Origin of the sequence: Flagellimonas meridianipacifica (assembly GCF_003001695.1) — a bacterium.
Classification (GTDB): Bacteria; Bacteroidota; Bacteroidia; order Flavobacteriales; family Flavobacteriaceae; genus Flagellimonas; species Flagellimonas meridianipacifica.
This window is the reverse complement of record NZ_PVYX01000002.1, coordinates 128,210-151,154: the sequence shown is the minus strand read 5'-3', so window position 1 is coordinate 151,154 and position 22,945 is coordinate 128,210. Positions and strand designations below refer to the sequence as shown.

At 39.6% G+C, this 22,945-nt stretch carries 25 protein-coding genes; 12 read left to right on the top strand and 13 right to left on the bottom strand.

Going from position 1 to position 22,945, the window contains the following annotated elements:
* Position 1 precedes the first annotated feature (1 nt).
* The 3 genes from CLV81_RS10595 to CLV81_RS10585 are packed head-to-tail and all read right to left on the bottom strand — an operon-like array spanning position 2 to position 2,233.
* Positions 2-859, bottom strand: coding sequence for an alpha/beta hydrolase family protein (locus CLV81_RS10595; RefSeq protein WP_106145108.1), 858 nt, complete (start codon positions 857-859; stop codon positions 2-4).
* A 15-nt stretch (positions 860-874) separates the two neighbouring features.
* Complete coding sequence (locus CLV81_RS10590; protein WP_106145107.1) at positions 875-1,717, bottom strand: sterol desaturase family protein; 843 nt, start codon at positions 1,715-1,717, stop codon at positions 875-877.
* A 21-nt stretch (positions 1,718-1,738) separates the two neighbouring features.
* Positions 1,739-2,233, bottom strand: a complete 495-nt coding sequence (locus CLV81_RS10585; RefSeq protein WP_106145106.1) for a YkgJ family cysteine cluster protein — start codon at positions 2,231-2,233, stop codon at positions 1,739-1,741.
* A 66-nt stretch (positions 2,234-2,299) separates the two neighbouring features.
* Between CLV81_RS10585 and CLV81_RS10580 the strand changes: the two genes are divergently transcribed.
* Positions 2,300-3,022: a class I SAM-dependent methyltransferase gene (locus CLV81_RS10580; protein ID WP_106145105.1), complete on the top strand. Its 723-nt coding sequence runs from the start codon at positions 2,300-2,302 to the stop codon at positions 3,020-3,022.
* A 48-nt stretch (positions 3,023-3,070) separates the two neighbouring features.
* A complete protein-coding gene (locus CLV81_RS10575) occupies positions 3,071-3,991 on the top strand; it encodes a hypothetical protein (RefSeq protein WP_106145104.1) in 921 nt (306 codons plus the stop codon).
* 2 nt (positions 3,992-3,993) lie between these two features.
* Here CLV81_RS10575 and CLV81_RS10570 read toward each other — a convergent pair whose 3' ends face one another.
* Together CLV81_RS10570 and CLV81_RS10565 are read right to left on the bottom strand one after the other, a co-directional pair.
* Positions 3,994-4,626 (bottom strand): 7-carboxy-7-deazaguanine synthase QueE, encoded by a 633-nt coding sequence (locus tag CLV81_RS10570; RefSeq protein ID WP_106145103.1) that lies wholly within the window; start codon positions 4,624-4,626, stop codon positions 3,994-3,996.
* Between the two features lie 48 nt (positions 4,627-4,674).
* A complete protein-coding gene (locus tag CLV81_RS10565) occupies positions 4,675-5,130 on the bottom strand; it encodes a RidA family protein (protein ID WP_106147465.1) in 456 nt (151 codons plus the stop codon).
* Between the two features lie 56 nt (positions 5,131-5,186).
* On the opposite strand from CLV81_RS10565, the gene CLV81_RS10560 reads away from it, so the two are divergent.
* From CLV81_RS10560 to CLV81_RS10545, 4 genes are all read left to right on the top strand, one after another.
* Positions 5,187-6,698, top strand: a complete 1,512-nt coding sequence (locus CLV81_RS10560) for a helicase HerA-like domain-containing protein (protein ID WP_106145102.1) — start codon at positions 5,187-5,189, stop codon at positions 6,696-6,698.
* Positions 6,699-6,706: 8 nt separating this feature from the next.
* Positions 6,707-7,255, top strand: a complete 549-nt coding sequence (locus CLV81_RS10555) for a hypothetical protein (RefSeq protein ID WP_106145101.1) — start codon at positions 6,707-6,709, stop codon at positions 7,253-7,255.
* Between the two features lie 9 nt (positions 7,256-7,264).
* Positions 7,265-7,630: a cupin domain-containing protein gene (locus CLV81_RS10550; protein WP_106145100.1), complete on the top strand. Its 366-nt coding sequence runs from the start codon at positions 7,265-7,267 to the stop codon at positions 7,628-7,630.
* 62 nt (positions 7,631-7,692) lie between these two features.
* On the top strand, positions 7,693-8,277 hold the full coding sequence (locus CLV81_RS10545; protein ID WP_106145099.1) for a hypothetical protein: 585 nt from the start codon (positions 7,693-7,695) through the stop codon (positions 8,275-8,277).
* Positions 8,278-8,490: 213 nt separating this feature from the next.
* On the opposite strand, the gene CLV81_RS10540 is transcribed toward CLV81_RS10545, so the two are convergent.
* Positions 8,491-8,859 carry a winged helix-turn-helix transcriptional regulator gene (locus tag CLV81_RS10540; RefSeq protein ID WP_245911985.1) on the bottom strand — a complete coding sequence of 123 codons (369 nt, stop codon included), beginning with the start codon at positions 8,857-8,859 and terminating at the stop codon, positions 8,491-8,493.
* 150 nt (positions 8,860-9,009) lie between these two features.
* Between CLV81_RS10540 and CLV81_RS10535 the strand changes: the two genes are divergently transcribed.
* Positions 9,010-9,849 carry an alpha/beta fold hydrolase gene (locus CLV81_RS10535; protein WP_106145097.1) on the top strand — a complete coding sequence of 280 codons (840 nt, stop codon included), beginning with the start codon at positions 9,010-9,012 and terminating at the stop codon, positions 9,847-9,849.
* Between the two features lie 35 nt (positions 9,850-9,884).
* The gene (locus CLV81_RS20705) at positions 9,885-10,307 is read left to right on the top strand and encodes a VOC family protein (protein ID WP_158259112.1); all 423 of its coding nucleotides are present in this window, start codon (positions 9,885-9,887) and stop codon (positions 10,305-10,307) included.
* A gap of 2 nt (positions 10,308-10,309) precedes the next feature.
* Here the strand turns inward: CLV81_RS20705 and CLV81_RS10530 are convergent, their stop codons facing one another.
* The gene (locus tag CLV81_RS10530) at positions 10,310-10,930 is read right to left on the bottom strand and encodes a DUF2306 domain-containing protein (protein ID WP_106145096.1); all 621 of its coding nucleotides are present in this window, start codon (positions 10,928-10,930) and stop codon (positions 10,310-10,312) included.
* Positions 10,930-12,660, bottom strand: a complete 1,731-nt coding sequence (locus CLV81_RS10525; RefSeq protein WP_106147463.1) for an alpha/beta hydrolase-fold protein — start codon at positions 12,658-12,660, stop codon at positions 10,930-10,932. Before CLV81_RS10525 ends, CLV81_RS10530 begins: the two co-directional genes overlap by 1 nt.
* 161 nt (positions 12,661-12,821) lie before the next feature.
* Between CLV81_RS10525 and CLV81_RS20570 the strand changes: the two genes are divergently transcribed.
* Positions 12,822-12,977 carry a hypothetical protein gene (locus CLV81_RS20570; protein ID WP_158259111.1) on the top strand — a complete coding sequence of 52 codons (156 nt, stop codon included), beginning with the start codon at positions 12,822-12,824 and terminating at the stop codon, positions 12,975-12,977.
* Here the strand turns inward: CLV81_RS20570 and CLV81_RS10515 are convergent.
* The 4 genes from CLV81_RS10515 to CLV81_RS10500 form a co-directional block, all read right to left on the bottom strand.
* The gene (locus CLV81_RS10515; RefSeq protein WP_106145094.1) at positions 12,970-13,857 is read right to left on the bottom strand and encodes a bifunctional 5,10-methylenetetrahydrofolate dehydrogenase/5,10-methenyltetrahydrofolate cyclohydrolase; all 888 of its coding nucleotides are present in this window, start codon (positions 13,855-13,857) and stop codon (positions 12,970-12,972) included. The two genes, CLV81_RS20570 and CLV81_RS10515, sit on opposite strands and share 8 nt — an antisense overlap.
* Before the next feature lie 31 nt (positions 13,858-13,888).
* Positions 13,889-15,217 carry a signal recognition particle protein gene (ffh, locus tag CLV81_RS10510; RefSeq protein WP_106145093.1) on the bottom strand — a complete coding sequence of 443 codons (1,329 nt, stop codon included), beginning with the start codon at positions 15,215-15,217 and terminating at the stop codon, positions 13,889-13,891.
* Between the two features lie 124 nt (positions 15,218-15,341).
* Positions 15,342-15,818 (bottom strand): hypothetical protein, encoded by a 477-nt coding sequence (locus CLV81_RS10505; protein ID WP_146129880.1) that lies wholly within the window; start codon positions 15,816-15,818, stop codon positions 15,342-15,344.
* 183 nt (positions 15,819-16,001) lie between these two features.
* Positions 16,002-17,804, bottom strand: coding sequence for a hypothetical protein (locus tag CLV81_RS10500; RefSeq protein WP_106147461.1), 1,803 nt, complete (start codon positions 17,802-17,804; stop codon positions 16,002-16,004).
* A 113-nt stretch (positions 17,805-17,917) separates the two neighbouring features.
* On the opposite strand from CLV81_RS10500, the gene CLV81_RS10495 reads away from it, so the two are divergent.
* The 3 genes from CLV81_RS10495 to CLV81_RS10485 all read left to right on the top strand — a co-directional run bounded on the left by CLV81_RS10495 (position 17,918) and on the right by CLV81_RS10485 (position 22,010).
* Entirely contained in the window at positions 17,918-18,415 is a 498-nt protein-coding gene (locus CLV81_RS10495; RefSeq protein ID WP_106145091.1) for an RNA polymerase sigma factor, read from the top strand.
* A gap of 135 nt (positions 18,416-18,550) precedes the next feature.
* Positions 18,551-19,465: a FecR family protein gene (locus tag CLV81_RS10490; protein WP_106145090.1), complete on the top strand. Its 915-nt coding sequence runs from the start codon at positions 18,551-18,553 to the stop codon at positions 19,463-19,465.
* Positions 19,443-22,010: a TonB-dependent receptor gene (locus tag CLV81_RS10485; protein WP_106145089.1), complete on the top strand. Its 2,568-nt coding sequence runs from the start codon at positions 19,443-19,445 to the stop codon at positions 22,008-22,010. The genes CLV81_RS10490 and CLV81_RS10485 overlap by 23 nt, the downstream gene beginning before the upstream one ends.
* On the opposite strand, the gene CLV81_RS10480 is transcribed toward CLV81_RS10485, so the two are convergent.
* A complete protein-coding gene (locus tag CLV81_RS10480; RefSeq protein ID WP_106145088.1) occupies positions 22,007-22,912 on the bottom strand; it encodes a Brp/Blh family beta-carotene 15,15'-dioxygenase in 906 nt (301 codons plus the stop codon). The genes CLV81_RS10485 and CLV81_RS10480 overlap by 4 nt on opposite strands.
* Positions 22,913-22,945 lie beyond the last annotated feature (33 nt).

The window sequence follows — 22,945 nt, the reverse complement described above, 5'->3', positions numbered from 1 at the left end:
TTCAGTGGTTCTCAAACCATATCAACGTTTTTGTCCATAATGTCTCCTTGAATTTCCTTCGGAAGAAACCAAAATGACCTATTTCTTTTTCATTGATATCGATAGGTCTGACTGTTTCCCAAGTTCTATGAGCATTTTCAAACAAAACATGGATTCGTTTCAAAGCAGGTTCAGTTCCAATTGGATCGTCTGATATTGCCAGGGTAAGAAGGTCTCTTTTATACTTTGCGAAATAGGTATTTATCCCTTTAGACTCAAGTTGCTTTATCATGCTGGGATTCTTGCGTCTAGCGTGCCATTGTTGCACCACTCCTTTGGGAACATCTTCAAGCAAGCCGAGTTTCTTCCCGGGAAAATAACCTACCAAGTCGGTCACCAAGGGAAAAACTAAATGCCATAGAAAGTATAATTTCAATCGTCCTTTTCCCCAATCTTTATAGAATGCAGTTTGGGCGCCTATGGTCATTGCCTTATCAATTAAATCTGACCTTGGAGTCATGCCTATCAGCGTACCTCCAATACTATGTCCTAAAATATTGATTGGAAAATTTGGAAAATTCTCTTTTGCATAGACTAAGACCGAACTTACATCCTTTTCACCCCAATCGGTGAAAGAAGTATAAAATCCTCTAAGTTTTTTCGGCCTTGACTCGGCAATACCACGATAATCATAGGTAAGGACATGGAATCCATTTTCTGCCATGAACTGAGCATAATTGGCGTAAAGATTCTGACCTACAGCCGTTGCAGAATTGATTATTAGAATTTTACCCTTTTTATCTTTTTCTGGAGAAAAAAGACGTGCTTTGAGGACAAACCCATCTTCACATTGAATTTCCTTTTCCTGAAATTGCGCCAAAAGAAAAAATGGGTATTAAGAAGCCTCTGCCTTCTCGGTAGTAGGTCTTCGATATTTGTGAAATGGCTGTTTCAATAAACCAATGACACTGGCATTTTCTTTTTCATCCGGAAAAGTGTCCACCCCGTAAACAATTTTATCAGAATCCAAAGTCATATAGGTACCAAAAAGTCTATCCCAAATGGAAAAGATATTCCCGTAATTAGAATCGGTATAAGGCAATTGGTAGTGATGATGCACTTTGTGCATGTCTGGACTTACAATTACCCAACTAATGGCATCATCCACCTTTTTGGGCAATTTAATGTTGGCGTGGTTAAACTGGGACAATACCACTGATAAACTTTGATATAACATGATTATTCCGATGGGAGCTCCCACAACAAAAACACCTATGAGAGTAAACGTGTAGCGAATAAGGCTTTCCAAAGGGTGGTGCCTATTGGCGGTAGTGGTATCCACATTATGATCTGAATGATGCACCAAATGAACCATCCATAGTGGTTTTACCTTATGTTCAACCCAGTGCGCCGTATAGGCTCCTATCAAATCCAAAAACAAAACACCCAACAAAACGTAAAGCCAAAGAGGCATTTCCGGCAACCAATTTATAATTCCAAATTCGTTGACCACCGCCCAATCGGACGTTTTTAGCAACAAAAAAGCCAAAGGAAAATTGACAATAATAGTAGTGAGTGTGAAGAAGAAATTGGGGACTGAATGTCTCCATTTTTTATAAGGGACATTGAAAAGAGGGACAATTCCTTCCAGAATCCAAAAAAAAGTGATGCCTCCGACCAATATCAAACTTCTGTGCAATGGAGGAATTGTTTCAAAGTAGGTAATAATCTGTTCCATATTCTCAAAGATAAGAAATCGCTATATCTTGATTCTTCTCTTCATTTCTTCCACAATATTATACGCTGCCGGGCATATTGCTACGTTTTTTAAGGTGAGATGGGAGATTTGATGGAACTTCTTTCTGTCGGTATGTGGGAACTCACGGCAAGCCTTGGGCCTAACTTTGTAAATGGAACAATAATTATCCGCTCCCAAAAAAGCGCAGGGTACCTGCTGAAGTACATAGTCATTCTCTCCATCTACGCGAAGGTATTCATCTATGAATTTTGAAGGGCGTATTTTTAAGTGTTTGGCAATGCGCTCAATATCCATCCGGGTAAAGAGAGGCCCTGTGGTTCTACAACAATTTCCACAATCGAGACAATCGGTACTCTGGAACTCTTGTTCATGAAGCTCCTGCATAAGATAATCCAGCTGCTTTGGAGGTTTCTTTTTGAGTTTTGCAAAGAATTTCTTGTTTTCCAAGTGCTTTTCACTAGCTTTCTCGCCCAATTGCTCCAATTCTTCTTTCATATAAGCAAACTTAAAAAACTGATTTCATTTAAACCTTAAGCAACTAATACGGTCTTATTTCATCATATGGAAGTGCTTTTCAATAAAGATATTTTAGGGAATGCCCTGTTGGACTATCATGATGGTAGGTATTCTGAGGACATTGTGACTCTTTCTTCTCTAGATGAACAGGATGTCATTCCACTTCCCTATTTGTTTAGAACCTTTGAACAAATGCCCAAAATAGAACAACGTGCATTAGAACTTGCATTTGGAAAAGTGTTGGATGTAGGTTGTGGAGCAGGCTCGCATAGTCTTTATTTACAGGAAAAGGGTCATACTGTTACCGGGCTAGACTCGTCTTATGGAGCTATTGAAGTTTGCAAACTTAGAGGGCTCAAATCAGTGGTTCACTCTGAAATCCAAAACTATAACGATAAACAATTTGACACCCTGCTGTTATTGATGAATGGAATAGGTTTGGCAGGGAAGTTATCATGTTTGGAAGGGTTTTTGAAGCACTTAAAAGAATTGCTCAAACCCGATGGTCAAATCTTATTGGATTCCAGTGATATCATTTACATGTTTGAGCAGGACGAAGATGGTGGTATATGGATTCCGGGTGATACAGTGTACTACGGAGAAGTCACTTTCTCTATGGAGTATAAAGGTCAAAGAGGAGAAGCATTTGATTGGTTGTATCTGGATTTCAACAGTTTAAAGGAATGTTGTAATTCTATAGACCTGAAATGTGAACTTGTAATATCTGGAGAACATTACGACTATTTAGCTAAACTTTCTCTTAAATAGGGAATAAACTCTTATAAAATTGCGTTTAGAATTGAAATAATCTCTGAAATGAAAAAGAAAAATCTATTTCTCCTTTTGGTTCTTTTAGGACTTTTTATTGGATGTTCCTCTGATAGCGATACTTCAGAAATCCCACCAAACTCGGGGACAGGAACCCCAGCACCTCCTCCACCAAATGTAGATAGGTCAGGTAACCTTTTGGCAACCGGGGCTTCCGCCAATGATCTTTTGGCCAATACCAACTTTGATAGGATACAAGTTGAAATTGCACATCAGCCCGGTTTTAGACCTACTGCCGAAACCATTTCAAATTTTCAGGATTTTGTGAGACTTCACTCTTTTAAAGAAGATATTGAAATTATATTCAATCAATTCCCATCCCCAAACCAAGAAACTCTCACCTTACAGCAAATAGACAGTTTGGAGCAAGCCAATAGAACGGCTTTCAACAATGGAAGAACTCTAGCTGTGTATATTTATTTTGCCAATGCTCCTTCTGATGAAGATGATGAGGAAGAAAGTACGGTTACCCTAGGAGCTGTTTTTAGAAATACTTCAATGGTGATTTTCGAATCTACTATACGAGAATTGGCCCCACCTGATAATAGCGGCGCCCCTGTTACGCTGACTGATGTTGAGACGGCTACTCTCAATCATGAATTTGGGCATCTTTTCGGATTGGTCAACTTGGGTACTGAACCAATCAATGACCATGAGGATATGGATGCACCGAATCATTGTAATGTACCAGGTTGTCTCATGCAAGCCCGATTAGAATTTGGAAGTCCCGCTGCGAGAGGGTTGGTAGCTTTAACTGAAAAAGGAGAAACTTTATCCTCCGCCTGTACTTTGGATGGAAATGCCTTAATGAAAATTTTACAGGACAGGACGTTGGCGCGCACATCAGATGTCGTTCCTTTATTGGATGATGAATGTATTTTGGACTTGCAAGGGAACGGGGGTCGCTAACCCTAGGGAATATTCAAATATTTGTGAGTTTGTAGAGACACCTTCCATTTCGGGTTTTTCATGACATACTCCACTATTTGAGGAATCATTTTTTCTCTAACACTCCATTCAGGTTGAAGATAAAGTATGCAATCTTGAGATACTTTAGCGGCCTGTTCTTCGGCAAAGATAAAATCGTGCTTGTTGTAGATTATTACCTTTAGCTCGTGGGCTTTATTATATATTTCGCCCACCGGCAATTTGTTCTTTTTGGGAGATAGACAAATCCAGTCCCAAGTACCTGTCAGCGGATAGGCTCCAGAAGTCTCGATATGGGTTTGCAAATTCTGGGCTTTCAACCCTTGGGTCAAAGGATTCATGTCCCAAGTCAAAGGCTCTCCTCCCGTTACCACAATAGTATCCGAATGTTTAGTTGCGTTTTCGACAATGGCATCGACGGAGATGGGTGGATGCGTTTCGGCATTCCAACTTTCTTTAACATCACACCAATGGCAACCCACATCACAGCCTCCAACTCGTATAAAATAAGCTGCAGTACCCTTGTGGTAGCCCTCTCCTTGGATAGTGTAAAACTCTTCCATCAAAGGGAGCATTGTCCCTTGATTTACCAAGTCCATAATTTCTTCAGAAACCATTCAGCAAAGATAAGGCTTAAAGGGTTGTAAGTTGCAGCTATTTGTGTGCTATTCTTTAACCGCAATCACATCAATTTCAATCTTCGCATTGGCTGCCAGACCGGCCGCAGCATAGGTTGTACGGGCGGGCTTTTTTGTAAAATATTTCACATAAACTTCGTTAAATGCCCTAAAGTCATTTATATCGCTCAAAATAACCGTACATTTTACCACATTGTCCAAAGTCAAACCATGCCTTTTTAATACGCCTTGAATATTTTTAATGGCCTGCTCGGTTTCACCTTGAATACCTCCTTCCGCCAATTTGCCCACACTTCGGTCCATTCCAATCTGCCCTGCCAAAAAAAACAGATTACCTGCCTGAACCGTTTCGCTAAATGGCGCCTTTTGCCTTTTTGGGTCCGGAGATTTGTGAAAGATGATTTCATTACTTTCCTGAGCATGAACGGAGAATATCAAACCAAATAAGGTAAAGAACAGAAATAAAGATGGTTTTTGTTTCATTTTGGCATTTTTAGAATTCTTTAAAATTACCCTATTTTTATCGGAAAATGAACTCGATGAGTCGGAAAGAGGATTTCTTATCACATATAGAAAAGGGGTATACCACCAAAGGTGATTACGTAACCATGGGCGCAGGCATAGTTGATGGAGAGACCGTAAAAAATGCCTTTGTAAAAGTGCCTTTAAAAACGTTAAATCGGCATGGACTTATTGCTGGAGCAACTGGAACAGGAAAAACCAAAACGCTTCAGGTTATTGCTGAAAATCTTTCCGACAAGGGAATTCCCGTGCTTCTAATGGACCTCAAAGGAGATTTAAGCGGTATCGCCCAACCCAGCCCGGGGCATCCCAAAATCGATGAGCGCCATGAAAAAATTGGATTACCCTTTGAACCCAAGGGTTTTCCGGTTGAAATTCTCACACTTTCAGAACAGGATGGAGTTCGGTTAAGAGCAACAGTTTCTGAATTCGGCCCTGTGCTTCTTTCCCGAATTTTGGATTTGACCGTGACTCAAGAGGGGATTGTGGCAGTGGTTTTTAAATATTGTGATGATAATAAGTTGCCATTACTCGACCTAAAGGATTTCAAAAAAGTGTTACAATATGCCACAGGTGAAGGGAAAAAAGAATTTCAGTCCCAATATGGAAGAATTTCCACCAGCTCAACAGGTACCATCCTAAGAAAAATAATAGAGCTGGAACAACAAGGGGCCGAGCTTTTCTTTGGAGAAAAATCTTTTGAAGTGGATGACCTGGTACGAATAGATGAAAATGGCAGGGGATATATCAATATCATCCGTTTGACCGACATTCAAGATAGACCCAAGTTATTCTCAACCTTTATGTTGAGTTTGTTGGCAGAGATTTATGGCACGTTCCCTGAACAAGGTGATAGCGACAGACCTGAACTCATTTTATTTATTGATGAGGCCCACCTTATTTTCAAGGAAGCTTCCAAGGCTTTGCTGGACCAGATTGAGAGTATCGTAAAACTAATTCGCTCTAAAGGAATAGGGCTCTATTTTGTAACTCAAAACCCAACCGATGTTCCTGATGACGTTCTGGCACAACTTGGACTGAAAGTACAGCATGCTCTTCGCGCATTTACTGCCAAAGACAGAAAGGCTATCAAATTAACTGCGGAAAACTATCCAGATTCTGAGTTTTATGATACCAAGGAAGTTTTGACCTCCCTTGGAATTGGAGAAGCCCTCATTTCCGCTCTGGACGAAAAAGGAAGACCCACCCCATTGGCCGCTACTATGCTAAGAGCCCCAATGAGTAGAATGGACGTGCTTACACCTGCCGAACTGGATGAGGCGATTGGAAAATCCAAACTGGTCAAAAAATACAATGAAGAAATTGACAGGGAAAGTGCCTATGAGGTATTGAATGAAAAAATTGAAAAAGCTGAAAAAGAGGCCGAAAAAGAAAAAGAGCAAAAAACCAAAACACGAAGGACCTCATCCCGAAGCCGAAGTACTCGTATGAACCCGGTAGTAAAGGTATTGACCAGTGCTACTTTTATCCGTGGGGTTCTTGGAGTATTGAAAAAAGTTATCCGATAAAATCAACCATGAAAAAAATATCTTTCGTATTCACCATCCTATCGGTAATACTAGTAACCTCTTGTGCCGAAAAGGACGAAACCTTTCTAATTCGTGAGAATAAAATAGGTCCATTGTCAAAAGAAACTCCTATAGCGGATATTGAAACTGTTTTTGCCTCAGATTCTGTAGTTCGAGATAGCTCTAATACTAGAATTGGAGATGCTTTCAATAAAATCGAGGTTTTTGAAAAAGGAGGGAAACATCTTTTGACGCTAACTCCAAATCAGGATAGTGTCCCTACGGTTGAGAATATCCGAATTTTTGATTCCCGATACCTTTCTGAAAAAGGAATTGGACTTAAAAGTACCTTTAGGGATATTAAAGCCAATCATCCGATTAAGAAAATAGTTACCACTTTTAACAGCGTGGTCATATTTCCAAAGGAAAGCAATCTCTACTTTACTTTGGATAAAGCAGAACTTCCGGCCAATCTTAGATACACTACTTCAAACATCGAAGAGGTTCAGATTCCTGAGGATGCAAAAATCAAATACCTTATGCTTGGTTGGGATTAAAATTAGGATATGAGTAAAAAATACACTCTCCAACAAACCCCTTTCATAGTTCCTACGAATGACGGTAAACATATTGCGGAGCATTTCGGGCTTGCCACAGATGGGAATGGCAACTTAAGCATTGCCCATATGATAGCGCCTCCAGGATGGAGCGAACCTTTTCAAACCCCGGAGTTTGATGAATATACTTTAGTGGTGCGAGGCAGAAAACAGTTTATAATTGATGATGAAAAAATTGTTCTTAAAGCTGGTGAATCCATTAAGGTCAGTAAGCATACCCGGATTCAATACTCCAATCCATTTAATGAAGAATGCGAATATGTAGCCATTTGCTTGCCTGCTTTTAGTATAACAAAGGTTCATAGGGAAAGCTAGAATCGATGCTTTTTTTGTGATTAAGGATTTATTGGTAATTTGTGATAATCAATCAAAACAACATGAAAGTTCAATCTATCCTTCTTTTTTTATTGTTTCCAATTTATACAAGTGCACAGTTCATATATGAACCTTCGGAAGTAAATCCTTATGGCTTGCCAAACCCAGAAGCACCAACGCAACTTTTGGACTTTGCCCCATTGATTGGGGAATGCCATTGTAAATCAGAAACTATAAAGCCTGACCGAACTTGGGCAGAACCCGAAGACATGGTTTGGAAGTTCAAATATATTATGAATGGAACTGCTGTGCAGGATGAAACCCTGAAAAAAGATGGAAGTCACTCTGGCAGTATAAGACAGTTTATTCCAGATAGCACAAAATGGTACGTACATTATTATAGCACTTCGGCTCCCTCGCCAACATTGCCTACATGGGAAGGCAATAAAAAGGAGGATGGAAAAATAGTATTGTATAGAGAACAAAAGGCTCCAAATGGTATGGATGGGTATTACAGATTATCCTTTTATGATATCGATGATAAAGGGTTTAAATGGATTGGAGAATGGGTTGACAAAACGGAATCGGTAGTGTTTCCAACATGGAAAATTGATTGCTCCAATGGTAAATTGCTATCCAAAGACTAATCTCAAAAAACCAAAGTACAACAGGCCGTTCAAAATTTCTCCAAAGTTTATATAAACAAAGACTATGAGACTATGGCACAAAGCTACACCTAAAATATCAAAATGTTTCCTAACAACCTACCTATTGTTTTAGGAAGGAAAACATGTAGTGGTTTGGAAAAAAGAGGGTGGAGATTGGAAAATGTTCTTGGATATCTGGAATCGAGTACGTGACTAGAGCAACCCGTATTTCTCTCGATTTGCCATCACCTTAGGACAGTTCATTTGCATCCATTCCGTCAATTCGAGCAACTTTTCCACATAAGAATGCCCAAATTCTGTTAAGCTGTACTCCACGCGAATCGGAACCTCAGCATATGCTTTACGGGAAATATAGCCATCGGCTTCCAAAACTTTTAGGCGTTGGCTCAGTACTTTATTTGAAATGCCATAGACGTATTTCTTAAGTTTATTGAAACGAAGTGTTTCAAAATAACCCAGCCACAAAATAATCAATACACTCCACTGGTCTGAAGCAACGGACATTACATCCCTAACTGGGCAAAGCTCCGGAGGGTTCTTGTAATCAATGTGTCCGAACATTTTTTCTAACTTTTTTGTAATTCTAACTTTCTGATTATCAATTGTAGTTTCCATTTTATCACTTGATTCTATGCGGGTTACTTTGAAAAAAATCAAAAAATACTCTTATTTTTACTCTCTATAGAAGAGTAAGTTACAAAAAGTAACCATATGAAAAAAATCATCACCAAAATTCTGCCCCCGCTCTATGGTCAGTATTTTAACTTTCTGTCCTTTTTTGCACCACAAAAAACAGCGCACAAAGCGTTTGTTTTGTTTTGTACGGTTAGAAAAGGAAGGGTTTTGCCCCAACAATCGGAATATCTGGAAAATGCCAAGAATGGAGTAGAAGAAGTTTCAGAACATCAATTGCAAACCTATTCTTGGCCTGGTTCAAAGGAAACTGTCTTGCTGGTTCACGGATGGGAGAGCAATACTTTTCGTTGGAGAAATCTCATTAAAAAACTTAGAGAGGCTGATTTCAACATCATTTCTTTTGATGCACCCTCGCACGGGCATTCTTCTGGAAAGCTATTGTACGTTCCCTTGTACGAAGAAGCTGTGCATCATATGATTCAAAAGCATAACCCAAAATACGTAATAGGCCATTCGGTGGGCGGAATGACTTTGATGTTCAACGAGTATAAAAATCCAAATCCCAAAGTCGAAAAGATGGTAACTATTGGGGCTCCCTCGGAATTTCACGAGATAATGGATCAATATCAAAGCATTTTGAAATTCAGTGACCGGTTTATGGGACATATAGATAGCTACATATATAATCGATTTGGATTCCGCATTAGAGAGTTTTCCACCTCGGAATTTGCCAAATCCAATGCTAAGAAAGGCCTATTGTTCCATGACCGTTTGGATGCCATTGCTCCTTATCATGCTTCAGAGAAAGTGCATCAAAATTGGAAAAACAGTCAGTTGATAAGTACCGAAGGATTGGGTCATTCCATGCATCAAGAGGATGTAAACAATCAGATTATAGATTTTTTGCAAGCTTGAAAAAGAAAGGGTAAATTTCCCTAAAAGAGTTTGTCATGTCCACTATTACACCCTTCCATGTTGCCATTCCAGTGCATAATTTGAATGATTGCAGAACTTTTTACCGTGAAGTCTTGGGTTGCGAAGAAGGACGCAGCAGCGATCATTGGGTAGATTTTAATTTATTTGGACATCAGCTGGTCATTCATTACAAACCAAAATCTGAGGAAGAGCTGCATACGAACCCTGTTGATGGAAAAAACGTCCCTGTTCCCCATTATGGCGTGATCTTGCCTTGGGATGTTTTTCAAACCTTTAGCACCGAGTTAAAAGAAAAAAATGTGGAGTTTATCATTGAACCCTACATTCGTTTTGAAGGTGAGGTAGGCGAGCAAGCTACTATGTTTTTTCTGGACCCCGCTGGAAACGCATTGGAGTTTAAAGCCTTCAAGGATATGGGACAGTTATTTTCGAAATAAGCTCATCCTATCTGTATTCCCTTTTTTCGTATCCAGTAATAGGCGAAAATCATATTGGGAACCCAGCACAACCATGCCACTATTTTGTAGGCAATGATGAAGCTTCCTAGTGTTGCAGTCAACAGAGGCAACCATATTCGCAATGTAACGGCCGCAAAACAGGCGGCATAACTATAAATCATCATGCCCTGGTGCAAGGACAAATCCTTGTTTCCAATAGCCAAATAGGCCTTCGTCGTGGTAAACAACCAAATCACTCCTAAGGCAATAAAACCAACAGAGGTTACCACTCCACCCGTAGCATAAAAGCCAATATACACTCCGCATATTCCACTGATCAAAGCAGAGACTACATATACTTTTCCAAGATTTCTATGCAAATGGAGCCTTTTCTTTCTCAGCTTTTGGCTGAATTGAGACCAGCCAGTGAGCAACGCGATTCCACCAAAGGTGATATGGCCGTAAAAACCAATATTCCACAGGGTATTTGCCAAAAGTGCGTCACTTTTGCTTAATAACAGTCCCATTTTGCCATCTGACACAAGATAGAGCAATGGGTATAGGCCAACACCTATGGCCAAAAAAGCAAATACAAACCACGCAACTTTATTCGACCTGTTCATTATTGATACCTCCAACTGCTTAAATCTGCACCTTGGGGGGCAGACTCTATAATCCGTTTCATAATTTTTGGCACGTACATGGAGTTGTATCGCAACCTACTAATATGATTAGGGTTTTCATGGTCTCCATTCCAACAGTGTTCTGCCCTATCGCCATAATCCACCTCACCCTCATAGTAAGGCTCTGTGGTACTTTCCAAAAAATCTTCCATCAAATACACGGCATTGTTTAGATAATAGTTATCCATATCCCCGCAATAGATGTGAATCTTACCCTTTAGCTTCTCTCCCAATTTATCCCAATCTCGCTCCAAAATATATCGTAAATCATAATTCTCTTTCCAGTATTCGGCCACCTCATGATTGATATCCCCAGTCATTTTGTCCCACAATCGTTCTGGATAACCATCCTCGCCCTGAGGGGAGTAGGTCGCTTCCCAAATATCCCATTGTTGGCCTGAGCGAGATTTTGTGCCCAATACCAATTCCAAATGATTGTACTCTCTGGTACTGTTTTGAACGTGCCCTAAATAATCGCGATGACCTGGAACTTCTGTTTTTTTATGTTCAGAAGGGTAGAAATACGCGTTTTTATCTTCATAGATATCTGTTAAGCAATAGGCCCTAAAATCAATAGGGTCCGGACAAGCAGCAAAACAACCATTGTATTCATCCGGATATTTGACCTGAACAGCCAAAGCTTCCCAGCCACCTGTGGAACCGCCATACAAAAAGCGCGACCAGCCCTCGCCCATTCCCCTAAACTCTTTTTCAATATAAGGGATAAGCTCATGGGTTATGGCATCACCATAAGGTCCTTGGCTAGCTGAGTTGACAGCATAAGAGTCATCATAATAAGGTGTGGGGTGTTGAATCTCAATGATTAAAAACCTAGGGAAATCGGGTTCATTCCAACGTTTGTAAAAATCATATGCTTCCTGTTGCTGGATAATATTATAGCCTTGTACATCGAACCTTGCCGAATAATCTGGTTTTAAGTCCGGGTCAGGAGGAGTGGTCCTAAAACCTCCAAAGTCGGAAGGAAAATGACCATGGAAAATCATAAGGGGGTATTTGGCTTCAGGATGTTCGTCAAACCCTTTGGGCAAAAGAATGTGCGCTCCCAGGTACATATCGCGTCCCCAAAACTCTGATAGCTTTTCGGACTTTATCTTAATGTGTTTTATCCATTCAGTATCCTCAGGCTCTTCTATTGGGGGAATTATCTCATCCATAACCAATTCCATTGGTGGAATCTGCCCATTGTTTATTTCAACCTTTATCGGTTTACTATAAATATTTCCTGGAGAACGATTCCATTGTTGCCCTTCTCCATTGTCCATAGGTAATTTGACGGTATGGCCAGTTGACAAATCAAATGTTTCATAAATGTGTAAAAGGGCTTGAACATAATACTCTCCGTCTGGAAGCTCCTTCAAGCTTGTATATGGAAAACCAAAAATAGAACTATCAAATGTTTTCTTTTCATTGGGTTTCATGCCTTCCACGTCCATTCCAAAAATCGGTTGCGCATTCAATCCTGCGTTGATTTGGAACCGAGGCTCTTTAGTTTCATCTGAAGCAAACATTAATAACAAACGACCATCTAAACCTTCGTCATTTACAGTATCTGAAAAAGAAACTTCTACAATGGCTCCTGTGTCATTCTTTGGTTGGCAAGAAAATAGAAAAACGGCAATAAGAAATGATAGGGTTAGCTGTGATTTCATGTTTAGGTTGTTTGATTTGAAGATACGCATTTTAAGCGTAGATTTTTACAACTCAAATCAAGCCCCACATACTCCGTTCATCGAAAAGTGCTGGTTCTGAATATGAAACGACCTGTATTGGCGTTCAAATAAGTATGGTTATACCCCAAAAATTACCAAACATGAAAACTATTCTACTATTGGTTTCTTTGATTTTCGCTGGTTTTGCCATAGGAAGTTGCACAAATGATGAGGGCGAAACCGAGTTCGAAGTGTTGACCCCGGATGAAGAGGAAGGTAGCGTTTTACTTAAATCAGAAGAAAAGGTTCCTAACTAGCCTTAGCCCTATGTCTCTCTCTGGCCAACAAGGTGTTTTTTAACAACATTGCAATGGTCATAGGACCTACCCCACCAGGCACGGGTGTGATATACGAAGCTTTCTTGCTTACACTTTCAAAATCTACATCACCGGTGATGTAATACCCTTTTTCTTTGGTTTCATCAGGTACACGGGTAATCCCCACATCAATAACTACAGCTCCATCCTTTACCATATCTGCCTTTACAAAATGGGGAATTCCCAATGCGGAAATCACAATATCCGCCTGGGCAATAACTTCCTCAATATTATTAGTACGGCTATGGGTTTGAGTTACCGTTGAATTTCCTGGAAATCCTTTTCTGCCCATCAATATGCTCATGGGTCGACCCACGATATGACTACGACCAATGACTACAGTGTGTTTCCCTTGGGTTTCAATCTTGTATCGTTCCAATAATTCCAAAATCCCAAAAGGTGTGGCTGGAATGAACGTACTCATATCCAGTGCCATCTTTCCAAAGTTTGTAGGGTGGAAACCATCCACATCCTTATCTGGATCTATGGCCATGATGACTTTTTGGGTATCTATTTGGTCCGGTAATGGTAATTGAACGATAAAACCATCAATATCTGGATTGGTGTTGAGTTCATCTATGGTTTTTAATAACTCAATTTCGCTAGTGGTATTGGGCAATTGAATGAGTGTGGATTCAAACCCGATACGCTTACAAGCACGAACCTTGCTTCCTACGTAGGTCAAGCTAGCTCCATCGTTTCCAACAATAACAGCGGCCAAATGAGGAACCTTTTCTCCCCGTTCCTTCATTTTTTTTACCTCAGCGGCTATTTCATCCTTGATGTCGTTCGATACTTTTTTCCCGTCCAGTATTTCCATCGTGTTTTTGTCTCTATTTGGAATTTGCTATCTATCGCATGTTTTGCATCATCTGCATCATCTTTTTGCCCCCTCCACCTTGCATCATCTTCATCATTTTGCTCATTTGCTGAAATTGTTTCAGTAGTTGATTCACTTCTTGAATGGACCTTCCACTACCCAAAGCGATTCGTTTTTTGCGGCTCGCATTAAGCTTGGAAGGGTTGGAGCGCTCATCCGGGGTCATGGAATGAATAATCGCCTCAATGTGCTTAAAGGCATCATCATCAATATCCATCCCCTTCATGGCCTTGCCAACGCCAGGAATCATTCCCATGAGGTCCTTCATGTTCCCCATTTTCTTGATTTGCTGAATCTGGCTTAGGAAGTCATCGAAACCAAAACGGTTTTTCGCAATTTTCTTTTGAATCTTTCGAGCCTGTTCTTCATCAAATTGTTCCTGGGCTCTTTCCACCAACGAAACCATATCACCCATGCCCAAAATACGGTCAGCCATCCTTGAAGGATAGAAGACGTCAATCGCCTCCATCTTCTCACCTGTACCAATGAACTTGATAGGTTTGTCAACAACCGATTTAATGGAGATGGCCGCACCACCACGTGTATCACCATCCAGTTTGGTGAGAATTACCCCATCAAAATTCAGCACATCGTTAAAAGCCTTTGCAGTGTTCACTGCGTCTTGACCCGTCATGGAATCCACTACAAACAAAGTTTCTTGTGGTGTAACAGCCTTATGGATGTTCGCAATTTCGGTCATCATCTGCTCGTCAACCGCCAATCGCCCTGCGGTATCGATAATCACTACATTGCATCCATTGCTCTTAGCATGCTGGATACCCGCTTTGGCAATCGCAACCGGATCATTATTCCCTCTATCCGAATATACCTCTACTCCTATTTGTTCACCAACCACGTGTAATTGGTCAATTGCTGCAGGTCGGTAGACATCACAAGCCACCAAAAGTGGTTTCTTGGTCTTTTTGTTTTTAAGGTAGTTGGCCAATTTACCGGAAAAAGTGGTTTTACCCGAACCTTGAAGACCTGACATCAAAATCACGGAAGGGCTTCCCGAAAGGTCAATGCCTTCTGCTTCACCACCCATAAGTTCAGTTAACTCATCCTTTACAATCTTGACCATGAGTTGGCCCGGCTGTAGGTTGGTCAATACGTTTTGGCCCAGAGCTTTTTCCTTGACCTTATTGGTAAATTCTTTGGCTATTTTAAAGTTGACATCCGCATCCAACAGAGCCCTTCGGATTTCCTTAATGGTCTCCGCTACGTTTATCTCTGTTATTTGACCATGGCCCTTGAGTACGTGTAGGGCCTTATCGAGCTTATCACTTAAATTATCGAACATCTACTTATGTCATTTTTGAAGAGGGACAAAGTTAAGAATAACCTCTGGGAAGCACAATTAGCTGTCTTGAAATAAAAAAGAGCGCTTTTAAAGCGCTCTTTTATGATAATTGTATTGCAGGTATCTACTGTATGATTTCGAAAGTCAACAAATCATCGTCGTCATCGTCATCATCATCTTCCCTCAAGCGCAATCGGTTGGTACTGTATTCGATTACGTACCAGTCTTCGCTTAAATCATCAAAATCATTGGATAGCGAAAATGATATTTCGAATTCAAGTTCATCTAGATCATCATCGTCATCATAATCACTGTCATCCAACTCAACGGTCCATGTACCGGTGAAGGCATCCATACCATCTTCGACGTCAATAGAGCCATCTGCGTTAAACGTGAATATGACTCCATCAAAATCGCTGGTCTCATCCTGACCGTCATCAATAAATTGGGTAATACGCCAAGTTGCGTTACTTACGGCACTTGTCAAAGCCGTTACATCTGTACTGTCAAAGTTTCCGTTTCCGTTTGAGTCGTCATCGTCGCTGCACGATACTAAATTGAGGACTAGAATAGCAAGGAATAGGTTTTTTAAGTGTTTCATTTTCATTTTGTTTTGTGTTACAGCAATTGTTTACTCTTCGCTGAGATTTTACTCTCTTGTTCCTATGAAACGTTTTAAATATTAAAATCCCTACCTCGCTTCCTTGGTTTGTGAAATATTTAACAAGCAAAAAGGACAGCCTTGGGGAGGACTGTCCTTTTCGTGACTATTGGGGAAAATTGGTTATGGTTTTTCAAAAACCAAAGTTTCGGTTGCTTCTTCATCCTCGTAAGCCAATTCAATTCTGTTGCTTTCTACAGAAACGATATACCAAGCGTCTGTCAGTTCGGCTAAAGTTGCATTTTCTTCAAGGTTTATGAAGAACTTCAATTCTTCATCCGTATCTCTCAAAACTCTCCATAGACCTACCGCTATTGGAACATCGTTTACGGAAACTTCCAATTGATGCATATTGGAAAAGTTAAAGTCCATATCGTTGAAATCTGCAGTCATATCCATTCCATCCTTGACATAGCTAGCTACGTTCCAACCACCTCCCAAAGCGATGTTTCTTATTTCAGCGACATCATTGTCATCTGCGTTGTCGTTACAAACTTTTTCAAGGACCATCTTATAGTCGGCATTTTCATCCTTGAACACTAATCTTGTCGTTCCAACGATACTTGGTCCATCAATTTCGGTCAACGGCCAATCAAAAGATACCGCAGCCTCATCACCTATGTTTATTTTCAAAGTACGAACGTTATCATCATTGGATACTATCTCCCAATTTCCTGAGAAAGATGTGATACCATTACCTATGGTCAAAGTACCATCTTCAACAAAGATGAATTCGTAACCTAAAAGCCTTTCAATCTCTTCTCCTTGATTGGTAACTTTTTTAATAATCCAATCACATTCCAATAAGGCGTTTGTCAAAGTTTCTACGCTGATAATACCATTACCGCCATTGCCATCATCTCCATTACCGTCATCTGGACAATGTTGTCTCAATACGATTTTGTTTCCGTCATCGGAGTACAGTTTTATTTTATGGTCTCCAATTTCATATACAATCCATTCCAAAGTGAAGTCCGTCAATTGTTCAAACTCAAGATTTAGCGCTATACCGTTATCGGTAACTCTAGTTGACCATTCACCTGTAACCATACCTCCTGTTGGAGATTGATAAGTAACGCTACCGTTTTCAGCGAATGTCAAGGTGTTTTCAAGATATTGTCCAGTTTGATCCATGCTCATACGAATCACTTCACGGATTTCCCATGGGCATTCTACCAATAAATGGTCAAGTCTTTCTTTAGTGAAGTCATCATCGTTGAAATCGTCATCATCATCTTCATCACATTCATCCTTGGCACGCTCTAAAGCTGCTGCCAATTCTGCATTGCTATCCACAACGATTTCGGTTCCATCAAACTTTTTCAACGTCAAAGGAAATTGAATACTTACTAGTTCATCATCTTCCAAACCAGCGAAGAACCTTCTCAATTCCATGTCACTGCTTACAGTAACTTCTCCAGTCTGTTGCTCGTTAATATCAAATGTGAACAGCGTAATGGGATATACAAAGTCAATACACTCTATATCATCATCATCCCCGCCTTCAGTACATTGGGCAGCGAGTTCACGTAACTGCTCAAAGTCTTCTATAACCAATTCCGAAAAATCACCAAGTGTAATGGTAATAGGGAAAATGATATCTAAGATATCGTCATCGGTATCAATTTCATCAAAGATTTCCTCAATGATGTGCAAGTCTTCTCTGGAGTCTATGGTGATTTGAATACCATTTACTTCTACAGTATAGGGAAATTTAATGGCCAAGCAACTTGCTCCGTCAACAATATTGTCAAAGGAACCATCATTGGTTGCCGTGTTTTCTATCAGAACAGCCGTATTTGAATTGGCAGCGATAGTTTCTTGGGTGTCTCCTCCAACTTCTTCAAATTCTTCTTGACAAGAAGTAAATAGCAAGGCTATAAAAAGGAGATTTGTTAGTACTAGTTTGTTGAATAGATTTTTCATAACGATTTGGATTTTTGTTTCCTGGTACACTTCTAGAACAATCATCTAAAAAAAAACCCTACTTGGCCTTCCATTTTTTTAAAATATATTTGAATACCAACACACCGCTATAAATGAGCAATGTTTGTGAAGACCAGGTATATAGCTCGATTTTCAGAGCTAACTCAAAAACGCTGTTTAACTTCATATATTATAAGTTCGGTAACGAAGAGAAGGCACATGATGCCGTACAGGAGGCTTTTGTAAAACTTTGGGAGAACTGCAGTAAGGTTTCTCCCGAGAAAGCGAAATCGTATTTGTATACCGTGGCCAACAATATGTACTTAAATGTTATCAAAGCGGAGAAAGTGCGATTAAAATATGCTGAACCGAATAAAGAACAATCCAATGAATCCCCAGAATTTTTGCTTGAAGAAAAAGAGTATAAGCAAAAATTGGACAATGCACTTAACCGTTTGCCAGAAAATCAGAGAACCACTTTTTTGTTAAATCGAATCGATGGAAAAAAATATGCCGAGATAGCTGAAATGGAAGGGGTTAGTGTTAAAGCTATTGAAAAAAGAATGCACCTGGCGTTAAAATCGCTTAGAGAAGAGATTGATGGAATTTGAACAATTTACAATTTCAATTACCCGACAAATGGTATTTCAGAAAAACCGTTTTTAATCACATATTGAATATTGTTAATTGATTGAGGTAGGGTATTTTAAAACTGAGTTGTTATATTAAGGTAAAGCCTAGAAATCATGCAGGATAATTATTTGGCAAAATGGCTTAATGATGAACTTTCGGAAGAAGAACTTATTAAGTTCAAAGCCTCCGAGGAGTATGCTTCATACAAAAGACTTAAAGAGGTTTCCGCTTCTTTAAGAGCTCCCGATTTTGACATGGAAGAAGCATTAAATCGTTTACAGACAGAACGTTCGGAGAATACACCTAAGGTTATAGCACTGAAACCTTATAAAAGATTCTTGCGTATTGCGGCTGCCATTGCCATCTTAATTACAGGTTCTTATTTGTACCTTAATCTTTCCAACACCTCATACTCAAGTCAGCTTGCGGAAAATACCGAGGTTGTACTCCCAGATAATTCTGAAGTTATATTGAATGCTGATTCTAAAGTCACTTTCAATGAAAAAAACTGGGATACCCGTAGAAAAATCAATTTAAAAGGTGAAGCTTTCTTCAAAGTAGCGAAAGGAAAGAAGTTTACGGTCAAAACCTCCCAAGGAAGCGTCTCCGTATTGGGAACGCAATTCAATGTGGAAAATAGGGATGGTTTCTTTGAAGTGAATTGTTACGAAGGCCTTGTACAGGTGACATTTGAGGACATCACAAAAAAATTACCCGCTGGAACCTCATTTTTGGTGATAGATGGTAAGGTTATGGATGTGGAGAAATCCGATGCTTTACAACCTTCTTGGACCAGAAACGAGAGTTCTTTTGACGGCATTCCCTTAAAATATGTCTTCAATGAGCTTGAAAGACAATTCGATATCTCAGTAAATACCGAAAATGTAGACACTAATCTACTTTTTACAGGTACGTTTAGCAACACAGACTTAAAAATGGCGTTAAAAAGTATAGCTACCCCATCTAGAATCAAATTCAAAACTGAGGGTAATAACGTACTTTTCTATGCTGAGAACACAAATCAGTAGTTTTAGAAGGTTCTGCTTTGCACTTGTGTTGTTTTTGCCGTTTTCTTTAGTGGCACAGACTTCACCCAACTCTTCACGCCCTGTGGTTAACATATTAAAGGACCTTGAAGAGCAATTCAACATAAAGTTTTCATACATAAACCAAGACATTGAGGACTTCAATACAACCATTCCTAGCAACCTTGTCGCTTTGGAAGATGTTATTTCGTACTTGGAAGCCGAATTTCAAATAAAGCTTGAAAAACTAAGTGACCGATATTATTCAATAGTCAAGGAAAGTTTGGTTGATGTCTGTGGAAGAGTGCTGGACAATTTTGCTGAAAATACCGTCATGGGGGCGACAGTCGAAGTTTTGGATTCAGAAATTGCCCTCACCACCGATATGGAAGGTAATTTTCAACTTAGGGATGTTCCGAGAAAGGCTTCATTAAAAATTCGATTTTTGGGCTATATCACCCAATATGTTTCGGTTGAAAAATTGATTTCAGGAAAAGATTGTCCAAAAACATTGATGGCCCAGAATTACCAACAGCTTAAGGAGGTTACGGTTTACAAATTTCTGACCACGGGCATAATCAAGGAAGAAGATGCAAGTATTACCCTCAACACAGCAGACTTCGGTATCTTACCAGGCCTTATTGAACCAGACGTGCTTCAGACCGTGCAGGCTTTGCCAGGTATTAAAAGTATAGATGAAACCGTTTCTGACATTAACGTTCGCGGTGGTACCAATGACCAAAATCTAATTCTTTGGAATGGCATTAAAATGTATCAATCCGGACACTTCTTTGGACTGATTTCTGCGTTTAATCCTTACTTAACGGATAAAGTCACTATTATAAAAAATGGAACTCCTGCGAATTATGGTGATGGTGTGAGCAGTGTTATCCAGATGGAGACCAACAATGAAATATCGGACACTTTTTTTGGTGGAGCTGGTTTTAATTTTATAAGTGGCGACCTTTATGGTCAAATCCCATTGAAGCAGAATCTGGCGTTTCAGTTTTCCGCACGGCGTTCCACTACAGACTTTTTGAACACTCCTACCTATGATCGCTTTTTTGATAGAGCTTTTCAAGACAGTGAGGTAATTGATGAAAACAATATGAGACGGGCCCAAGCATTTAGCAGGGAAGAAAATTTTTTCTTCTACGATTTTACGGCCAAGCTACTCTATGACATCAATGAAAGTCATAAACTGCGCTTGAATTTTATCAACATCAATAATGATTTGAATTTTGAGGAAACCAATCTGGACAATGATGAAACTACCAACAGTCTTTTAGACCAGACCAATTTTTCAGCGGGAGCTCAACTAGCGAGTCAATGGACAGATAAGTTTTCAAGCAATCTCAACTTTTACTATACCAATTATAACCTGGATGCTCAGAATCTTTTTGCCAATCAAATTCAGTTGTTGTTTCAAAACAATCAGGTAGAAGAAACAGCATTAAAACTGGGTTCGTCTTATACAATCGCAGAACGCTTGAGTTGGAACAACGGATATCAATTCATTGAGACGGGAATCAGAAATAGAACTATCATCAATCAGCCTCAGTTTTCGAGCAATGTTAAAGGCGTAATCCGTATTCATGCTCCCCACACTGATTTGTTCTATTCCACAGAAAACAAACACTTTATTGGGAGGATTGGTGCTCGTGTCAATTATATTGAAAACTTAGGCACTTTCAATAGGTTTCTGATAGAACCAAGACTAAATATCAATTTTAGAGTGGCCAACTATTTAAGGGCACAAGTATTGGGTGAGTTCAAAAGTCAGACCACCAATCAAGTTGTGGATTTGGAACAAAACTTTCTGGGTATTGAAAAAAGGCGGTGGGTGCTATCAGATGACAATGCGCTTCCAGTAACTCAGAGCAAACAGGCATCAGTAGGGCTTAATTATGAAAAGAACGACCTTTACGTTGGCATAGAAGGGTTTTACAAGCGAGTGGACGGTATTAGTACCAGCACCCAAGGATTTCAAAACCAAAACCAATTCAATGGTGAAATCGGTCTTTATGATGTTCAAGGAGTGGAGCTACTTATCAACAAGCGTGGTGGAAACTACAGCACTTGGTTCAGCTATACGTTCAATAAAAACGATTACACTTTTACCACAATCGACCCCAATAGCTTTCCCAATAATCTGGACATTCGCCATACGCTCACCTTTGCAAGCACGTATACCTACGAAAAACTCAAATTGGGTTTAGGAATCAATTATAGAACCGGTAGACCCTTTACTGAACCACAAGAGGGTGATGAAGCACTGAATACTTCGGTCTTTCCGGCACAAATTAATTTTCAAGAACCAAATTCAAGTAGATTACCAGAGTATCTTCGAGTAGATGCTTCTGCGATTTATAAGTTTGATATTAGCCGACGTGTCAAGGCCAATGCGGGAATCTCTGTCTTAAACCTGACCGACCGTAAGAATATCTTGAATACCTACTATAGAGTGGCAGATGACAATCAAATTGAAACGGTAGAGAACATCTCATTGGGCATTACTCCAAACCTCAGCTTTAGAGTGAGTTTTTAGGGTCTTTTCTCCAATTTGGACATTACAAATACGTGAGGAAAGGTTATGGCCGCTAAAAAATAGATTAAAATTGCGACCATGTTTTCCGAACTATCCTTAAGAAACCAGAGAAGCATCAATAATCCTATTATGGACACGGCCCAATATAGGATAGAATCCTTGATGTATTTGCCAAAGGTTCTCCAACTTGACTCTCCATACAGATAATCCATTTGGTCCTTCAAAGAAGGTATACTGTGCCAAACAATAAAATAAATACAGAACCCCCATAACAACGAAGCGGTTTTAAAGATGACAAAGAAGACCAACAAAACAAAAAGCTCTTCCCAAAGATTACTCTTAACCAAGCCCTTGTTGTAGTAGAAAATTCCAAAAACCAACAGGCTAAACCCGCTAAAAAGGAGGGTATAGCCCAAGACCTCAGTCACTACAGAAATCTTTAAAATACCTTCTAATATAGGTATTACTTGTTCACTCTTTAGGTAAAAAATCATAAACAAAATGAACAATCCATAAAACGTATAAAAAAGTACATTCCAAGAAGAATGAACCAAAAGACTTTTGGACCAATGCTGTTCTCCAAAATGATACCCACTAATAAGAACAAACAAACCAAGGGCCAAAACAGGTAAGACAAAGAACAGGGTCAAAATTCCAGCAACTACAAGAACATAAGCTAGTACAACCCTTATAAATGCTGATTTTGAGTTATTTGAAGTAACACTTTGAATCAATCGGATGTCATTGGCACCATGCAAAACACCGAAACTCATAATCAATACATATGAAAGTACCGTTTCCACATAATCATCAAAAAACACAGAAAACCAAAGCGCGAAAACGGTAACCACTATCATGCTACCCTTCAGTTTCGCAAAATTCAATGTCTTTTGTTGAATCATTCGTAAAAAAATATAGACAAAATTATGAAATTA

What these genes read in the sequence shown, in the direction of transcription:
- CLV81_RS10570 (WP_106145103.1), bottom strand. Translation starts at nt 4,626, where the DNA reads ATGGTTTCTGAAGAAATTATGGACTTGGTAAATCAAGGGACAATGCTC.
- CLV81_RS10530 (WP_106145096.1), bottom strand. Translation starts at nt 10,930, where the DNA reads ATGAACAGGTCGAATAAAGTTGCGTGGTTTGTATTTGCTTTTTTGGCC.
- ffh (WP_106145093.1), bottom strand. Translation starts at nt 15,217, where the DNA reads ATGTTCGATAATTTAAGTGATAAGCTCGATAAGGCCCTACACGTACTC.
- CLV81_RS10540 (WP_245911985.1), bottom strand. Translation starts at nt 8,859, where the DNA reads ATGTTCGGACACATTGATTACAAGAACCCTCCGGAGCTTTGCCCAGTT.
- CLV81_RS10505 (WP_146129880.1), bottom strand. Translation starts at nt 15,818, where the DNA reads ATGAAACACTTAAAAAACCTATTCCTTGCTATTCTAGTCCTCAATTTA.
- CLV81_RS10490 (WP_106145090.1), top strand. Translation starts at nt 18,551, where the DNA reads ATGCAGGATAATTATTTGGCAAAATGGCTTAATGATGAACTTTCGGAA.
- CLV81_RS10495 (WP_106145091.1), top strand. Translation starts at nt 17,918, where the DNA reads ATGAGCAATGTTTGTGAAGACCAGGTATATAGCTCGATTTTCAGAGCT.
- CLV81_RS10580 (WP_106145105.1), top strand. Translation starts at nt 2,300, where the DNA reads ATGGAAGTGCTTTTCAATAAAGATATTTTAGGGAATGCCCTGTTGGAC.
- CLV81_RS10535 (WP_106145097.1), top strand. Translation starts at nt 9,010, where the DNA reads ATGAAAAAAATCATCACCAAAATTCTGCCCCCGCTCTATGGTCAGTAT.
- CLV81_RS10590 (WP_106145107.1), bottom strand. Translation starts at nt 1,717, where the DNA reads ATGGAACAGATTATTACCTACTTTGAAACAATTCCTCCATTGCACAGA.
- CLV81_RS10560 (WP_106145102.1), top strand. Translation starts at nt 5,187, where the DNA reads ATGAGTCGGAAAGAGGATTTCTTATCACATATAGAAAAGGGGTATACC.
- CLV81_RS20705 (WP_158259112.1), top strand. Translation starts at nt 9,885, where the DNA reads ATGTCCACTATTACACCCTTCCATGTTGCCATTCCAGTGCATAATTTG.
- CLV81_RS10555 (WP_106145101.1), top strand. Translation starts at nt 6,707, where the DNA reads ATGAAAAAAATATCTTTCGTATTCACCATCCTATCGGTAATACTAGTA.
- CLV81_RS10485 (WP_106145089.1), top strand. Translation starts at nt 19,443, where the DNA reads ATGCTGAGAACACAAATCAGTAGTTTTAGAAGGTTCTGCTTTGCACTT.
- CLV81_RS10525 (WP_106147463.1), bottom strand. Translation starts at nt 12,660, where the DNA reads ATGAAATCACAGCTAACCCTATCATTTCTTATTGCCGTTTTTCTATTT.
- CLV81_RS10500 (WP_106147461.1), bottom strand. Translation starts at nt 17,804, where the DNA reads ATGAAAAATCTATTCAACAAACTAGTACTAACAAATCTCCTTTTTATA.
- CLV81_RS20570 (WP_158259111.1), top strand. Translation starts at nt 12,822, where the DNA reads ATGAAAACTATTCTACTATTGGTTTCTTTGATTTTCGCTGGTTTTGCC.
- CLV81_RS10545 (WP_106145099.1), top strand. Translation starts at nt 7,693, where the DNA reads ATGAAAGTTCAATCTATCCTTCTTTTTTTATTGTTTCCAATTTATACA.
- CLV81_RS10515 (WP_106145094.1), bottom strand. Translation starts at nt 13,857, where the DNA reads ATGGAAATACTGGACGGGAAAAAAGTATCGAACGACATCAAGGATGAA.
- CLV81_RS10575 (WP_106145104.1), top strand. Translation starts at nt 3,071, where the DNA reads ATGAAAAAGAAAAATCTATTTCTCCTTTTGGTTCTTTTAGGACTTTTT.
- CLV81_RS10585 (WP_106145106.1), bottom strand. Translation starts at nt 2,233, where the DNA reads ATGAAAGAAGAATTGGAGCAATTGGGCGAGAAAGCTAGTGAAAAGCAC.
- CLV81_RS10550 (WP_106145100.1), top strand. Translation starts at nt 7,265, where the DNA reads ATGAGTAAAAAATACACTCTCCAACAAACCCCTTTCATAGTTCCTACG.
- CLV81_RS10480 (WP_106145088.1), bottom strand. Translation starts at nt 22,912, where the DNA reads ATGATTCAACAAAAGACATTGAATTTTGCGAAACTGAAGGGTAGCATG.
- CLV81_RS10565 (WP_106147465.1), bottom strand. Translation starts at nt 5,130, where the DNA reads ATGAAACAAAAACCATCTTTATTTCTGTTCTTTACCTTATTTGGTTTG.